12 protein-coding genes are annotated in these 15,447 nt (G+C 45.4%); 11 read left to right on the forward strand and 1 reads right to left on the reverse strand.

What is annotated here, in order from left to right; all coding sequences use genetic code 11:
* The first annotated feature begins 284 nt into the window (after positions 1 to 284).
* The 6 genes from J2W69_RS10515 to J2W69_RS10540 all read left to right on the forward strand — a co-directional run bounded on the left by J2W69_RS10515 (position 285) and on the right by J2W69_RS10540 (position 5,995).
* Positions 285 to 1,109: a DUF2971 domain-containing protein gene (locus J2W69_RS10515; protein WP_310277875.1), complete on the forward strand. Its 825-nt coding sequence runs from the start codon at positions 285 to 287 to the stop codon at positions 1,107 to 1,109.
* Entirely contained in the window at positions 1,110 to 1,367 is a 258-nt protein-coding gene (locus J2W69_RS10520) for a hypothetical protein (protein ID WP_310277878.1), read from the forward strand.
* A gap of 160 nt (positions 1,368 to 1,527) precedes the next feature.
* Complete coding sequence (locus tag J2W69_RS10525; protein WP_310277881.1) at positions 1,528 to 2,493, forward strand: magnesium transporter CorA family protein; 966 nt, start codon at positions 1,528 to 1,530, stop codon at positions 2,491 to 2,493.
* Between the two features lie 36 nt (positions 2,494 to 2,529).
* Entirely contained in the window at positions 2,530 to 3,876 is a 1,347-nt protein-coding gene (gene mgtE, locus J2W69_RS10530) for a magnesium transporter (protein ID WP_310277883.1), read from the forward strand.
* Between the two features lie 109 nt (positions 3,877 to 3,985).
* Positions 3,986 to 4,927, forward strand: a complete 942-nt coding sequence (gene rimK, locus J2W69_RS10535; protein ID WP_310277886.1) for a 30S ribosomal protein S6--L-glutamate ligase — start codon at positions 3,986 to 3,988, stop codon at positions 4,925 to 4,927.
* Positions 4,928 to 4,951: 24 nt separating this feature from the next.
* A complete protein-coding gene (locus J2W69_RS10540) occupies positions 4,952 to 5,995 on the forward strand; it encodes a succinylglutamate desuccinylase/aspartoacylase family protein (protein WP_008898348.1) in 1,044 nt (347 codons plus the stop codon).
* Positions 5,996 to 6,037: 42 nt separating this feature from the next.
* Here the strand turns inward: J2W69_RS10540 and J2W69_RS10545 are convergent, their stop codons facing one another.
* Positions 6,038 to 7,756 (reverse strand): potassium/proton antiporter, encoded by a 1,719-nt coding sequence (locus J2W69_RS10545; RefSeq protein WP_310277889.1) that lies wholly within the window; start codon positions 7,754 to 7,756, stop codon positions 6,038 to 6,040.
* Between the two features lie 637 nt (positions 7,757 to 8,393).
* Between J2W69_RS10545 and J2W69_RS10550 the strand changes: the two genes are divergently transcribed.
* The 5 genes from J2W69_RS10550 to bdpA all read left to right on the forward strand — a co-directional run bounded on the left by J2W69_RS10550 (position 8,394) and on the right by bdpA (position 15,438).
* Positions 8,394 to 9,722 (forward strand): amidohydrolase, encoded by a 1,329-nt coding sequence (locus J2W69_RS10550; RefSeq protein ID WP_310277892.1) that lies wholly within the window; start codon positions 8,394 to 8,396, stop codon positions 9,720 to 9,722.
* 175 nt (positions 9,723 to 9,897) lie between these two features.
* Complete coding sequence (locus J2W69_RS10555) at positions 9,898 to 11,769, forward strand: DUF885 domain-containing protein (RefSeq protein ID WP_310277895.1); 1,872 nt, start codon at positions 9,898 to 9,900, stop codon at positions 11,767 to 11,769.
* Positions 11,770 to 11,889: 120 nt separating this feature from the next.
* Positions 11,890 to 12,261 (forward strand): VOC family protein, encoded by a 372-nt coding sequence (locus tag J2W69_RS10560; RefSeq protein ID WP_310277897.1) that lies wholly within the window; start codon positions 11,890 to 11,892, stop codon positions 12,259 to 12,261.
* A gap of 123 nt (positions 12,262 to 12,384) precedes the next feature.
* Positions 12,385 to 13,698, forward strand: coding sequence for a TonB family protein (locus J2W69_RS10565; RefSeq protein ID WP_310277900.1), 1,314 nt, complete (start codon positions 12,385 to 12,387; stop codon positions 13,696 to 13,698).
* Positions 13,699 to 13,944: 246 nt separating this feature from the next.
* Positions 13,945 to 15,438 carry a BAR domain-like protein A BdpA gene (gene bdpA / locus J2W69_RS10570; protein ID WP_310277903.1) on the forward strand — a complete coding sequence of 498 codons (1,494 nt, stop codon included), beginning with the start codon at positions 13,945 to 13,947 and terminating at the stop codon, positions 15,436 to 15,438.
* Positions 15,439 to 15,447: the final 9 nt, after the last annotated feature.

Raw genomic sequence — 15,447 nt, forward strand, 5'->3', positions numbered from 1 at the left:
AACAGCTGATCCAGTAATTGGTCTGTAATTGGCATTCTTTATCCCTTCCAAGGAGTTAGGTAGAATGCCACTTACACAGATTTTTTTACACTCTCTTTGTTACTACGGCGTTTGACGAACATGAAATTAGCGAATCTTATGCAGCGTTGATATCTCGAGTTAGGTCCGAGCTTAACCCAAGCAAATGACTGTGTTTCTGCACTGATGGCTCTAAGAACGTCTACACCAGAGAACTCAAAAACTTACCCCGTATCCATTTTTTATAACAATTCAGGAATTTGTTGATGTCTACCACTCAGGAAATCTTTTGGTATCGTTTTGAGCCTGAACCAGTTGGTGAAAATATCAATCGCATTAAAGCATTGCAAAACGACAAAATCTGGATTTCTGATCCAAACAATTTTAATGACCCTTTAGATCTCAGATTAAAGATCAAAAGCGGAAATGATTGGGACAACAATGAAAAGCTCTATCTTTCAGTTTTAGAGGGCTTTCTCAAGAATGAAAGCCCAAACTTAGATAGTCCTCTCTTACCCAGTTCTACAGATATCGCACAAATTTTCGATGATCTGATTCCGTCTCAATATTTAGTAAGACTAATGAACCAGCGCATAAGTACCTTTGGCATACAGTGTTTCAGCAGACATTGGAATTCTGTTCTGTCATGGGCACACTACTCAGACGGGTATCGTGGTTACTCTATTAAATATCTGGCAAAAGAGTGGACAATAGCAACTGACAATCGCGGCACTTGCCATTTTGACAACGTTATTTATGTCAATCAGCTACCAGAGATCAGTTTGGCAGAATGTATTTTTGCTCCTCATGAAACACTAAAACGTGTTCTTGCGACCAAACACGCAGATTGGGCCTACGAATCTGAAGTTAGAATTGTTCACTACAAAGCAAAAGGCCAAGTAACCCAAATGCCAAATGGTCTGACTATATCTAGTCTGATAGTTGGCGCTATTGCAACTGAAGAAACTGAAAGACTCATTTTGAACAAGGCTTTAGAGCTGAATGTAAAAGTCGAGTATGCTTCTTTTGTGAATGGAGCACTGCAACTCACCGATAAAGCCACTTGGCACAAACTAAAGCGAAGTAACTAAATGATCAGTATTCTAGTTGCGAAACCTTATGTCTGGCCCATCAGATTTATTTTTATTAGTCTGGCCTTTGTTGTTGCTAACATGATTCTGGACAAATTAGCACAAGGCTATGTCATCTCTGCCGGAGGCACCAAATATCTGGCAGGAACTACGACGTTTTATACTGGCCTTTTGAAATATCTAGCCCTGGATTTTGTTTTGGTACTTTTTGCTGTTCGCACAATTCCAAAAGAGCATAAGCCAGAAAAAACAAACTAACCGCTATTCAAAAATACGCTGGCTTTTGCAGATGCCGAGACACAAACTTCTGCTGCTTTTTCCACCAAACTCTTTAATCTAAGTCCAAGATCCACAACAGCATTTGCATTCGTGTAGCCTTTTTGCTTATGCTGCCAAAAGCACACTAAAGGCCGACGTTATGATAGAACTTCACCAGTATTGTCCAGAGCAACAACAATGGCAGATCAGCGATTTTCAAACGCTGCGTTACCCTTTGTTGTCCGATACTAAAATTTGGATCAATTTAACTGCTGCCCATCAGGATGAACAACGTCAGGTGCTGGAGTTTTTTCGTATTCACCCTGTGATTGCCGAAGATTTTCTGCGTGAACGGCATCCGCCGAAGATGGAATTCAGCGACAGTTTTAGTTTGCTGATTTTGCGTGGTTTTTCTGCACCCGATTTCAGTGACTATCCGGGCCATAGTCAAATTTCGGTGCTGTTTAACGATCAGGTGATTTTGGTGAAATACCATAGTCCACTGGATGACAGCAAAATTGATCTGCCCTTTTCTGCCTTTGCAGCAAGCAATAAATTTAAAGACTGGGTGAAGAAGTACATCTACGCTATATCAAGTACTTATCTGGAAAAGCTATTGCAGTTTGAAGATGAATTAGGTGAATTAGAAGACAGCATGCAAAGCAATGGTAACGATCAGAAGATGGCGCAAATTATGAAATACCGCTCAGTATTTCGTAAAATTGACCGTAATCTGGCCTATCAGAAAGAAATGTTTTCCGACCTGTTGTACGAAGAAGACGCCAGTCATCCATTTAAACGTCATTTTGAGCCTATAGAATTGCGCGATTTTTACGAAAAGTTTGAGCGCCTGCACAGTATGACGCAGATGTATTATGACCAGTTAAGTGATTTGGTGGATGGTTATATGTCGACTTCATCACACCAAATTAATGAAAAAATGAAAGTGCTGACCATGCTCAGTGCTGTGTTTATTCCACTGACCTTTATTGTGGGTGTGTACGGCATGAACTTTAAGTATATGCCTGAGCTGGATAATCCTTTCGGCTACTATATTACCTGGGGTCTGATGCTTGGATTAGCTTTGGGCCTGTTAGCCTTATTTAAGATCCGCCGTTGGTGGTAAAGCTGTAGCGACAATGCAGACAGCAGGAGCGGTTTAATGGTTGAAAATACCCCACTGGATATTGAAGAAATAGTCCGGGACAGTTTTGATGAAAATGAAACTGAGCAGCTGGCAGAAAAACTGGACCAGTTAGAGCCGGAAGAAATTGCTATTGCGTTGGAAGCCATGCCGCTCGAGCAGCGGGTCAGCACCTGGCTGACTCTGGAAAAAGAGCAGCAAATTGCCTCTTTGACCTACATGAGGGTTGACGCTCGCAGCAACATCTTTAAACAACTGGAAACAGCACAGCTGCATGATCTGGTTGAAGAAATTGATGTAGACGACCTGATTGAGTTACTGGACGAATTACCGGACGCTATTTATCAATACGCTTGCTCGCGGATGGACCAAAGCGAAAAACGCTGGCTCGATCAGGCTCTAACTTATGACGACGAGCAATGTGGTCGTTATGCCGATCACGATGTATTAATTGTTAATAAGAACGCCAAAGTGCGGGACGCAGTACGGCTGTTTAAGAAATTAACCGAAGATGCCGAATATCAGGAAGCTTTGTTTGTCGTTGACCGCACAGGTCGTTATGTGGGGCTGTTGCAAGGCATACGTTTATTAGGCCAGCCCAATCATATGCCTGTGGTTGAATTTATCGACGCAGAAGCCCCTGTAGTACAAGGCGATATGGAGCTCGATACAGGCTCAGATTTAGTAGCCCGTTCCGGTTACAGCGCTTTGGCGGTTGTAGATAGTGAAGGCAAACTTTTAGGCCGTTTATCTATAGGTGAAGCGCTGGAAAACGTGCGGCGCAGCCTTGAAGGCCAGTTTATGCACACAGCGGGTTTAGACGAAGAGGAAGACTTATTCGCCCCTATAGTCAACAGCGCCAAACGTCGGGCTTTATGGCTGGGTATTAACTTATTGACCGCCTTTTTAGCGGCATGGACCATAGGCTTATTTGAAGCCACCTTGCAGCAAGTGGTGGCTTTGGCGGTATTGATGCCTATTGTCGCCTCTATGGGCGGCATTGCCGGCAGCCAAACCTTAACCTTAATTATCCGGGGTTTAGCTTTGGGCCAAATTACCCCTCAAACCTATTGGACCTTAATGCGCAAAGAATTGAGCATAGGTGCTATCAATGGTGTGATCTGGGCTTTGGTCATTGCAGGCATCACTTACCTTTGGTTTGGTGACTGGATTATCGCAGGCGTGATCAGCTTTGCCATCGTCATCAATATTTGTGTGGCAGCCTTCAGTGGTGTGGTGATCCCGGTCTGGCTGGAGAAAATGAAAATAGACCCAGCCCTGTCTGGTTCGGTTATTTTAACCACAGTGACAGATGTGATAGGTTTTTTTGCCTTCCTCGGTTTAGGTTCACTGTTCTTACTGTAAGGTGGTAAAGCTTTAGTGTAAATTTTTTGATTTTTTACAGATACTTGGCAGTCAAAGCACACTAGAATAGTCTCAACAGATAAATTCCGGGCCTGATGATGGTGTTGTTATGAAAATTGCGGTCTTGTCGCGCAATAGTGAGTTGTATTCTACCCGCCGTCTGGTTGAAGCGGCGGAAGAGCGGGGTCATCAAATCGAGGTGATAGACCCGCTGATGTGTTACATGAACATCAACAAAACTAAATCCGGCATTCACTACAAAGGTGAAGTGCTGGAGCAGTTTGATGCCGTGATCCCCCGTGTTGGTGCTTCCATTACTTTTTATGGCACTGCTGTATTACGTCAGTTTGAAATGATGGGCGTCTATGCGCTGAATGAATCCAGCGCCATCAGCCGCGCCCGCGATAAACTCTGCTCCCTGCAATTATTAGCCCGTGAAGGTATAGGTTTGCCTATTACTGGTTTTGCCGACAAACCAGGTGATATCCCCGATTTAATAGATATGGTCGGTGGCGCACCGCTGGTGATAAAGCTTTTAGAAGGCACTCAGGGTATAGGTGTAGTGCTGGCGGAAACCCGCACAGCAGCCGAAAGTGTGATTGAAGCTTTTATGGGCCTGAACGCCAATATTCTGGTGCAGGAATACATTAAAGAAGCCAATGGCGCTGATATCCGCTGTTTTATTATCGGCTCTAAAATAGTCGCCTCAATGAAACGTCAGGCCAAAGCCGGTGAGTTTCGTTCCAACTTACACAGAGGCGGCACAGCCTCTATTGTGAAACTTAGCGCAGATGAAAAACGCACTGCTTTGGCAGCTGCTAAAACTATGGGCTTGCAAGTGGCTGGTGTCGATATTTTACGCTCTAACCATGGCCCTGTGGTGATGGAAGTCAACAGTTCTCCGGGCTTAGAAGGTATAGAAGGAGCAACAGACATTGATGTGGCTGAGCTTATGATCCAACATCTGGAGAAACATGTGCCTTTGCATCAGGCCCGAATGCAACAAAAAGCGTTGCAAAAAACACAGCAGAAAAAACTGGCCAAAAAGTAGGTTTCGATAACAAAAGGCAACCCCATGCTTACGGATAAACGACAGGCTTTTACTTTAGGTGGCACTGTAATAGAACCTGGCCAGCGGGCTGTGGTTGATATTCCTTTTGGCAAACTTTATACCCACACCGAGCTGAATATAGGGGCTCATGTGGTGCACGGTAAAAGACCAGGGCCTGTGCTTTTAATCACCTCAGCTTTGCATGGCGATGAAATTAACGGCGTCGAAATTTGCCGTCGTTTGCTGAAATGGCCCAAGCTGAATCAGCTCAAAGGCACCTTAGTCGTGGTGCCTATAGTCAATACCTATGGCTTTGTGCAGCAATCCCGTTATCTGCCCGACAGACGTGACTTAAACCGCAGCTTTCCAGGCAGCGAAAAAGGCTCGCTCGGCAGCCGTATGGCCTTTCAGTTTACCGAACGTATTTTAAAACAATGCACTCATGTCATTGATTTACATACAGGTGCTATTCATCGCAGCAACCTGCCTCAGGTACGGGCCAGTGCTAAAGACAAAGTGGCGCTGCAAATGGCCGAAATTTTTAACGCCCCTATTATCATTAAAGCCGCCAGCCGTGAAGGCACAATGCGGGGTACAGCCAACAGTTTGGGCATTCCTATTATTTTGTATGAAGCGGGTGAAGCTTTGCGTTTTGATGAGCAATCGATCAAAGTGGGTGTACGCGGCATTATGAACGTGATGCAGGATTTAGGCATGTTCAGCCCCAGCAAAAAAACCATCAAAACAGGGTCTTTGTTTAGCAAAAAAAGTAGCTGGATCAGAGCTGAACACGACGGTATAGCCCGCTATTACGTTGGTTTAGGCCAAACTGTACAACAAGGTGATGTGCTGGCCCATATCTACAGCCCCTACTCTGACTTTGAAGTGGCAGTAGAAGCCAGCTTTAACGGCATAGTGATAGGCCGAAACAACTTACCTCTGGTGAACGAAGGCGAAGCTTTGTTTCATATAGCCGAAGTCAGCTCTTTGGATGAGGCAGAAAAAACCCTGGATGCGATCAGCGACGAAGTAGACGCTGCCATGCCGCCAGTTCTGGGCGTGGTGTAACACTGCAGGTCAGAACTATCACTCTGACCTGCGTTGCTATCTTTAGTTGGCGTTGATGGTTGGCGCTATACCCACAGTGGTAATACGTTGCCCTACCATTTCACGCACATAAAGTGTGACTTCGCCGAAGTTTTTACTGGCCCCCACAGCAAGCGATTGGGCTAAAGCCTGACGCAATACCTCATCCAGGGACAAATACCCGTCAGCAGAAAGCTCTATGCCATAAGAGTGGGATAAGTCTTCCACTTTGGTGTAGCCTTTTAATTTCAGTTCACCTGCAGGTAAATGCAGGTAATTGCTTTTGGCTATACCAGAACAAACCAGATCCACAAAATCACGGACATCGGGTTTCATCACAATAAATAAATGATCGCCTGCATAGAGGAAGGTAGAACCCCGTGGTGGGATCACCTCATTGCCTCTGGTGATCATCGCCACCACAGTGCCGTCTGGCAAAGCCATTTGGGATAAACGACGGCCTGAAGCCCGCGAACTGTCTCCCAACTGATACTCCACTATATCGGCATCTACATCACCTAAAGCGGTAATTTCCAGCGTAGCGGCAGGAGTGGCCGGAGCTGGTTCTGTTAATCCTAAAACCCGGGCCATCAAGGGTAAAGTTGAGCCCTGCACTGTGGCCGAAATCAGTACCACAAAAAACACCACGCTAAAAATCAGTTCGGCGCCGGGCAAACCATACATCAGCGGATAAATAGCCAGAATAATAGGCACTGACCCCCTTAAGCCAACCCAGGACACTAAGGTAATTTCTCTCATACTAAAACCGAATAACTTCAGCACTGGCAGCACGGATAAAGGCCGGGCCAGCAGCGTCAGCACCAGCGCAATTAACAGGCCTTCAAACCAAACATCCAGCAAGGTAGAAGGGTTAATCAGTAAACCTAAGATCACAAACATAATAATCTGCCCCAACCAGGCCAGACCGTCGTGAAACAAGAAGGTACTGCGCTGAAACACAAAACGACTGTTGCCTATCACTACCCCTGCAATAAAGATGGCTAAAAAGCCACTGCCGCCCAAATTGGCGGCAACACCAAAGGCCAGTAAACCAAAAGCCGCCACCATCACAGGGTATAAACCAGAAGTAGTCAGGTGAATACGATTAATAATACGCACGGACAACCAGCCAGCAGCCAAACCTACCACTGAACCTATGCCCATTTGTTGCACAAATAACATCAACAGCCCAGTGCCGGGTTCTAAACCTTTCACCAGTACTTCTAATAAGCCTACGGTTAAAAATATCGCCATAGGATCGTTGGTCGCACTTTCAATTTCCAGCGTTGCTTTCAGGCGCGGATTAATATGAATACCGGCATTACGCAGCAATGAAAACACAGCTGCAGCGTCGGTAGAACCTACTATGGCGCCAATCAGCAAGCCATAAAATAAAGACAGATCCAGAATATAAGCAGCAGCTACACCGGTAATAATAGCGGTAACCAGCACCCCAAAAGTCGCCAGTACAGAAGCCGGTTTCCATACCTGCCGGACCGAGGTCATTGGGGTTTGCAAACCACCATCAAACAAAATAATGGCTAAAGCCAAAGACCCGAGTGCATGCGCTATTTCGGCATTATCAAACACAATACCGCCAGGGCCATCTTCCCCAGCCAGCATGCCCACCATAAGAAACAATACCAGCACAGGCAAACCCAGCCTGGCCGACAATTTACTGGAAACAATGCCGAAGATAATTAAAATCGCGGCTAATAAAATAATTTGATCAATCACAAACATGAATAGCTTTCTCACCACTAAAGCTGCACAACAGACCTGCAGCAGAACTTAATTTCGCAGCCTCATGTCCATCTGTTAAAGAGGCACTGTCTGCACGACAAAGAGTATGAACTAACTCAGTAATAATGGAGGTGCCCGGGCGGAAAAACACCGGGTTATTGTAGTCTGAACAAAGCCAACAACAGCAGAACAGAGATCCCCTACAACAGCACTAAAGCCAAACTGATGCCACAACACCGCAGTATGTTCAGGATCAGTCGAATAAGCAGCATGCTTGACTAATTCTGGCCCAGTCGCATGTGCTACCAGTGCCATTCCTTTGCTTGTGCTCTGTAAAGCCAGGGCGTTTTCGACAGAAGAATACGACACTGCGGTACAGAATGAGCCTAAGTAAAAAAACAAGGCGACAAGACTTAAGTACTTCATAATTCGCAGTTAAAACCCAACTCCAGATGGCAATTTGACTATACCAGCAATTATGTTAAAACAAAGCTGAATATCCTATGACCAGAAACAGACCATCATTGATCTCGTGGCTTTAATCGCATATTCAACAGCGCCTGTTGTTTTTTGTTGCTTTTTTATGCTGTGATGGAAAAACAACATCTCCTCAGAACAGAATAAAAAGGATTTCAGAATGCGCCTGCTTCCCCTCACCTGTTTAATCAGCTCAGCTTTTATCAGCACCAGCAGTCTGGCTACACCAAAAAACTTAGCTGCAGCTATTCAGACCGATTACCAACACCACCTTGAACCGCTGTTTAAGCATTTTCATCAAAACCCGGAACTGTCTTTTATGGAGTTCAAAACGGCCGAACGTTTAGCCAAAGAGTTAAAAGCTGCAGGTTTTGAAGTCACTACTGGTGTCGGCAAAACAGGGGTGGTCGCCATTCTGAAAAATGGTAAAGGCCCGCTGGTGATGATGCGCGCTGATATGGACGCTTTGCCGGTAGAAGAAAAAAGTGGTTTACCTTATGCGTCTAAAGTAAAAAGCAAAGACTGGAACGGCAACGAAGTCTCAGTGATGCACGCTTGTGGTCACGATATGCATATCACCAGCTTAGTGGGCACAGCACGGCAGATGGTGAAAATTAAAGATCAATGGCAAGGCACTTTGATGCTGATTGGCCAGCCTGCTGAAGAATATGTAGGTGGCGCTCAGAGCATGCGCGATGACAACATCTGGCAGCGCTTTGGCACACCGGATTACGCTATGGCTTTGCATGTATCCAGTGAAATTGAAGCAGGAAAAATTGTCGCTGTTGAAGGGTCGCCCTACTCTGGCGTGGATTCGGTTGATATTCATATTCACGGCGTAGGTGCTCATGGTGCCAGCCCACACCGTGGTATAGACCCTATAGTCCTAGGGTCACAAATAGTACTGGCGCTGCAAAACATTGTCAGCCGCGAAATAGCCCCCAAAGAACCCAGTGTTATTACAGTGGGTTCTTTTCATGCGGGCTCAAAACACAACATTATTCCAGACTCGGCCCATTTACAGCTGACGGTACGGAACGACACCTTAGAAACCCGGGAGCAACTGATCAGCGCCATTAAAAGAGTGGCAACCAATATGGGGCGGGTAGCAGGTTTGCCTGAAGATAAATTGCCGGAAGTCACAGTGGATCCACAAACCACCCCTCCTACAGTCAATGATATTCCGCTGACACAACGTTTAAAGCAGCGCTGGGTCAGTCACTTTGGTGCCGACATTTTGGATCAGAATTACAAACGACTGGGCATGGGCGCTGAAGATTATCCGTTTTTAATAATGAACCCAACTATTCAAAGCGTGTATTTCCAGATAGGCGGCACACCGAAGCAAGACTTCGAACGTGAGAAACAAGGCGGTGATCCGGTGCCAAGCCATCACAGCCCATTATTTAAGATTGCACCAGAGCCCGCGATAAAAGCAGGTGTGGAAGCCACAGTAGTCGCCTTACTGGACCTGATGCCTAAACAATAAATAATTCAGTGATTCATCCATACCGGCTTGCCTCTGGCGGGCCTTTTTGTAAGATAAGCTTACAAATGAATTTCGACTCTGGCAGTAAATCAGGTTAGTCTGGTACTGCTGTCATCAGCTATTTTTGACCCGGCCTGATGATGCCCATAATTAATAACTAAAAGGAAAACGCAAAGTGCGCCATTCATTATTAGCTCTTAGCATTGCCGCATTACTGGCAGGCTGCAATCCGGCCCAGGACACATCCACCACCACCACGACCACAGCAAACACGGCTACAGCAGCAGAAACCCAGGCGGCTTTATCTGAATCAGAACGCTTAAACCAGTGGTTTGAAACCAAATACGAAGAACAGCTGCAAATGAGCCCGCTGAGCATGACATTTTTAGGCCGCAAGGATAAAAACGACCAGATTGATGACATGACAGAAGCCGCAGAAACAGAGCAACTGGCATGGCAGGCTGCCACAGTGGAGGCATTAAAAACTCAGTTTGATTACAGCAAATTAGACACTGAAGCCAAAACATCGTACGACTTATGGATTTACCAATACGAACAAGCCCGCGATGCTGCCGCCTTTAACGCCAATGCCTATGTGTTTAATCAGATGCAGGGCCTGCATTCGTTTTTACCTCAGGTCATGATGAACTTCCATAAAGTAGAAGAAGTGGCTGATATGGAAGCTTATGTGAAGCGTATTGGTGGCATAGCCAAAGCTATTGCAGATTTACAGCAACGCGCTGCCAGTTATGCTGAAGCTGGTGTACGTCCGCCACGTTTTGCCTATGAAGGCGTGATAGAGCAGGTAAATAATCTGCTGAACGGTGCGCCATTTAAGGAAAGCGATAAAGACGCCCCTTTATGGACAGATGCAAAATCCAAAGTAGAAGCGCTGAAAAAAGCCGACAAACTGGATGATAAAAAAGCGGAGCAGTTACTGGCTGATGCAAAATCTGCGTTAACCACGCAATTTCAGCCGTCTTATCAGGCTTTGTTAACCTTTTTAACCAGCGAGCTGGATAAAACTCAGGAAAATGTGACTGGTGTATCCACTCAGCCAAATGGTGTGGCGTACTACAACCACAGGTTAGCTCAGTCAACAACGACGGATTTAACCGCAGATGAAATTCACCAGATAGGCTTAACTGAAGTAGACCGCCTCACCAAAGACATGATTGCGATCAAAGACAAAGTGGGCTTTAAAGGTTCACTCAAAGAGTTCTTTACCTTTATTAAAACAGACTCTCAGTTCTTTTATCCGGATACAGATGAAGGCCGTCAGGGTTACATTACAGACTCTGAAGCCTACTTAGCTTTTATCGAGAAAAAACTGCCTGAATACTTTGGTATTCTGCCTAAAGCACCTTTAGTGGTAAAACGGGTGGAAGCCTTCCGTGAACAACCGGGCGCAGCTCAGCATTATTTCCCTGGCACACCGGATGGCAAACGCCCTGGTATCTACTACGCGCATTTGTCTGATATGAAACAAATGCCAAAAAATGAAATGGAAGCTATTGCTTACCATGAAGGCAGCCCGGGCCACCATATGCAATTATCTATTGCACAGGAACTAACCTCAGTCCCTACTTTCCGTACTCAGGCACGTTTTACTGCCTATATCGAAGGGTGGGGTTTGTATTCTGAATTACTGGCTAAAGAAATGGGTGCTTACCAGAATGATTACTCTGACTTTGGCCGTTTAATCACTGAAATGTGGCGTGCAGTGCGTTTAGTGGTCGATACAGGCTTGCACAGCAAAGGCTGGACTGAACAACAAGCTGTTGAGTACTTTAAAGAGAAAACCCCTGTGGCTGAAGGTGCAGTGGTTTCTGAAGTACGCCGCTATCTGGTGATGCCAGGTCAGGCTACAGCTTACAAAATTGGTATGCTGAAAATTTTAGAAATTCGCGCCAAAGCCAAAGAGCAGTTAGGTGACAAGTTTGATATCCGTGGTTTCCACGACACCATCTTAGGTGGTGGTGCATTGCCTCTGCAGGTACTGGAAAAACGTGTACAGAACTGGGTAGACAGTGTGAAAGCTGCATAATATCTGCTTCTGTTGAAATGGCCCTTTAGCGGGCCATTTTTTTTCACCAATTATTTCAATACAACCATTTACTCTAAGCAAACGTATTGATGAACAATTTCCCACCAACAGGATACTTTTATGTTTAGTTATGTCACTTTAGGTTCGAATGATCTGGATAAATCAGTCGATTTTTATCTGGAGCTATTAAAAGAGCAAGGCGCTAAAACCCTCATCAAAATGGACCGTATTGTATTTATTGGTAAAAGTATGCAAAGCCCAATGCTGGCGCTTTGCATTCCGTTTAACAAAGAACCAGCGACACCCGGCAATGGCACTATGTTATCTATAGCTCCGGGCAGCAAAGAAAAAGTAGATGAGCTGTACCACAAAGCCATATCACTGGGCGCAAGTTGCGAGGGTGCACCAGGACAACGTATTGAGAAGACCTTTTACGGTGCTTACGTGCGGGATTTAGATGACAATAAACTCTGTTTTAATCATTTCGGTTAACTCTCTACAAGGCAATAAGCCTGAGTATTCAGGCTTATTGCCTTACTGTTTTAAAGGTTGTGTTTTTAGCTTTCCAAATGTTAACCTTGTGTTCACCATTTCATTGATTACAGGGACGAAACCATGCGCAAATCATTGTTGGCAGCCAGCCTGCTGCTCAGCACTTGGGCACAAGCAGACTTATTGGATGCATTGCAGCACTACGAGCAAAAAGACTACCCTAAAGCCTCTGCTGAATTTACTCAGTTATTGCCACTTGGTAACGAGGTTGCAGCTTTCAATCTGGCAGTGATGTTTTATAAAGGTGAAGGTGCAGCCGCAGATCCCGTCAAAGCCCTGGCTTATTTTCAACTGGCAGCCGAGCTTGGTGATAGCAGAGCGACCGGAGTGATCAGCTCCATCTCTAAACAATTATCTGCCACAGAGCTACAACAGGCAGACGAGCAGTCTCATCTCTTACTGACGCAGGTGCAGATCAAAGAAATAGAAGATGAGCGATCAGATCTCATCGACTTTCCTGAAGTAGTAAGCCGCAAAGCGCCTTCCTATCCGAAAGAGGCCGCCACTAAAGGACTATTTGGCTACAACGTGCTGAGATTTGTGATTGATGAACAAGGCAATGTGTCCGCAGTGGAAGTTCTGGGTTCTTTTCCGGCAAAAACTTTTGATAAAGCATCCGCCAGAGCAATTAAATCCTGGAAATATGCAGCGACTGGTCAAAAGCATCAGGGTAAAGTGGCATTGCACTACAGCTTAGGACCTCTGTCAAAACACAGAGTTAACCAATTCATGCAAGAACATAAGTTGGTTGAATACGCGGTAGCCGGCTCGCCCCAACACCAATATATGCTCGGTACCATGATGGATCTGTTAGCAACCAATGCCAACTATCATGTGAATGTAGACAAAGACTTACCTTTGGAAGTGAGTACAGAATTACCTGAACAATTTTTTAGCCGCAAATCATCGTTCAAAACCAGAATCGAAGGTTTTTATGGCAGCGCTGAAGTGAAAACCGATCCGAAAGGTGTTGTTACTGAAGTCTTGTCTGCAGATAAAATGAAACTTCAGCAAGCTTCTGCTTTGTTAATAGGAAAAGAACTGGATGAAGACGCCAGCCATGGTCACTACAGACTTTGGGGTGATCCGGGTAAAGCAGCTCTTGTAGAGCCGGTGATCACACTGTCCCAGTTGCACAGTGGTCATTATTGGTGGAGTATGGCAGCGAAAAATGGCAGCCTGGACGCACAGCGACAATTAGCCGCATTCTCACCACAGTGGGAAAACTATTTACTGCAGAATAACGACCCACAAGTTCAAGCCTGGTCTGGTGTGCGCAAAATTTTGCAGGGCGATAAAGTCGAAGGCCAACTGCTGCTGGAGAAAGCCATAGCACAACATTATGAGCTTGCATCAGAGCTTAAGGCCGTGCTTTAAAGCTCCTACTCAGTCCCACAAAAGCCCACATCAAATTGTGGGCTTTTTTAGCAAACTCAGCCCCTGACTCCAATCCTTTTATAGTTCAGCCTCCAACAGTAAGCTAGCAATGTCTTTACCGGATAAAACCAATAGCACTTAAAATAGCGCTGTTTTACAAGGCAAATTCAGCTACCATAAATCTTCATTCTGTCAGCCTTACGCAAGATTGCCAAAGGCGTTCCACTTACCCCATCTGAGGATTGTATGCGTAGTTTGTCTGTTGCTTTGCTTTGTTTATTCAGTGGTTTTGCTGTGGCTAAACCCGGTGAACTGGTATTTTCCAGCGACTTTGAACAAGACGCTCATCAATGGAACATTCTGGCCGGTTGCCAGCGCAGTTCTGAAATGGCCAGAACTGGCGTCAGCAGCTTGTTTTGTCAGGATGGCAGCAGCTCTTTGGTCAGCCGTTATCCGGTGTCAGAATTAGGTTTACTGGAGTTTTGGGTCAAACCTCAGTCGGCTTTTAGCAGTTACCGCATTAATATTTTAACCTCTTCTTCTGTGGCTTTAGACGCACAGTGGCAACAGGTTGGTCTGGTGGAAGCCCCACCTGGTACTGAAAACTACATGGCACATCGTATATCCATTGATGATCCGGGCCGCAAGTACCTGAGATTGGATATTGAAACCAGACATGGCGGTGTAGCATTGGATGACGTGACTCTGGACAAAATTTTGCTCGATACGGCGCTGCAGAAAAACGAGCAAAAAATTATTGCCGGTATTCTGGATAAACTGCAAACCAATAAAAACTATGAGCTGCAAAGCGAGTCGTTCCGCACTATAGGTAAAAACTATGCGGCGCAGCTGGAAAGTCAGCGCCAGTATCTGGAATACGCCAACGCCATTTATTCAACCATCACTTTTGCGCTGGCAAGTTCTGAGCGCAATAAAATGTCGAATCCTATGGCCTATTCGTCGTTCCGCACTATTTTAGCCGATACCAAAAGAGTGGCCTCACCTCTGCAACAAGCCCGGTTAAATTCGATGGTGAAACCTTTTGGTGATTTAACCACAGCCACTTTAACTGTGGTCAGCGGCGGTTTATATGCCGCTTTTGCTGAACCTTTTAAGTCATTTCTGGCGACAGCTTTTGATAAATCCAATTATGAAAATGCCGATTTAAACCGTAAAGACCGTAAGTTCGCCGAGGAAAACGGTTTAAAAATTTACGAGCAGGCAGAGAAGTTTTTAAATGAGCTGGAAAAAGAACTGGTGCAGGTGTCTGCACTGGATAATGATTTACAAAGCATGCTAAAAATGGTGGAACTGTTCCGTAAAGATTTAGATAAACACCTGCGCAATTATATACAGCATGCAGGACTTGCCCGCACTCAGGAAAATTACAGTAGAGTAATGAGCAAAGAAGAATCTATTCGTGCTCTGGTGATGAGCGAGGTCGGCGAAAACGTCACCAATAAAGCTCAGGGCTATCTGGCTGCCAACAACAACACGCAGCTTATTCAATACATGCTGAAAACTTCAGAGCAGCTCGAAGGCATGCAGGAATTTAAAGAACGTTTTAACCAAATTACCTCGTCCGCTATTACCTTCTACGACAAATTTGAACGCTCCGTTGCGCCGGATCAAAACCCCTTTACTGACGCTAAAGATAAAGCGGCTTGGGAGCAACACGCACAAAAAGCCCGTACTTATATCAGGCAGTCAAAAGAAGCATTTGCGAAAGCTTATATGTAAGTGGGGAGA

Origin of the sequence: Rheinheimera soli (genome assembly GCF_031457405.1) — a bacterium.
Classification (GTDB): Bacteria; Pseudomonadota; Gammaproteobacteria; order Enterobacterales; family Alteromonadaceae; genus Pararheinheimera; species Pararheinheimera soli_A.

Excerpts from the sequence above, each read along its gene's own strand:
- rimK (WP_310277886.1), top strand. The coding sequence starts at position 3,986 with ATGAAAATTGCGGTCTTGTCGCGCAATAGTGAGTTGTATTCTACCCGC.
- J2W69_RS10565 (WP_310277900.1), top strand. The coding sequence starts at position 12,385 with ATGCGCAAATCATTGTTGGCAGCCAGCCTGCTGCTCAGCACTTGGGCA.
- J2W69_RS10525 (WP_310277881.1), top strand. The coding sequence starts at position 1,528 with ATGATAGAACTTCACCAGTATTGTCCAGAGCAACAACAATGGCAGATC.
- J2W69_RS10520 (WP_310277878.1), top strand. The coding sequence starts at position 1,110 with ATGATCAGTATTCTAGTTGCGAAACCTTATGTCTGGCCCATCAGATTT.
- J2W69_RS10545 (WP_310277889.1), bottom strand. The coding sequence starts at position 7,756 with ATGTTTGTGATTGATCAAATTATTTTATTAGCCGCGATTTTAATTATC.
- J2W69_RS10550 (WP_310277892.1), top strand. The coding sequence starts at position 8,394 with ATGCGCCTGCTTCCCCTCACCTGTTTAATCAGCTCAGCTTTTATCAGC.
- mgtE (WP_310277883.1), top strand. The coding sequence starts at position 2,530 with ATGGTTGAAAATACCCCACTGGATATTGAAGAAATAGTCCGGGACAGT.
- J2W69_RS10515 (WP_310277875.1), top strand. The coding sequence starts at position 285 with ATGTCTACCACTCAGGAAATCTTTTGGTATCGTTTTGAGCCTGAACCA.
- J2W69_RS10540 (WP_008898348.1), top strand. The coding sequence starts at position 4,952 with ATGCTTACGGATAAACGACAGGCTTTTACTTTAGGTGGCACTGTAATA.
- bdpA (WP_310277903.1), top strand. The coding sequence starts at position 13,945 with ATGCGTAGTTTGTCTGTTGCTTTGCTTTGTTTATTCAGTGGTTTTGCT.
- J2W69_RS10560 (WP_310277897.1), top strand. The coding sequence starts at position 11,890 with ATGTTTAGTTATGTCACTTTAGGTTCGAATGATCTGGATAAATCAGTC.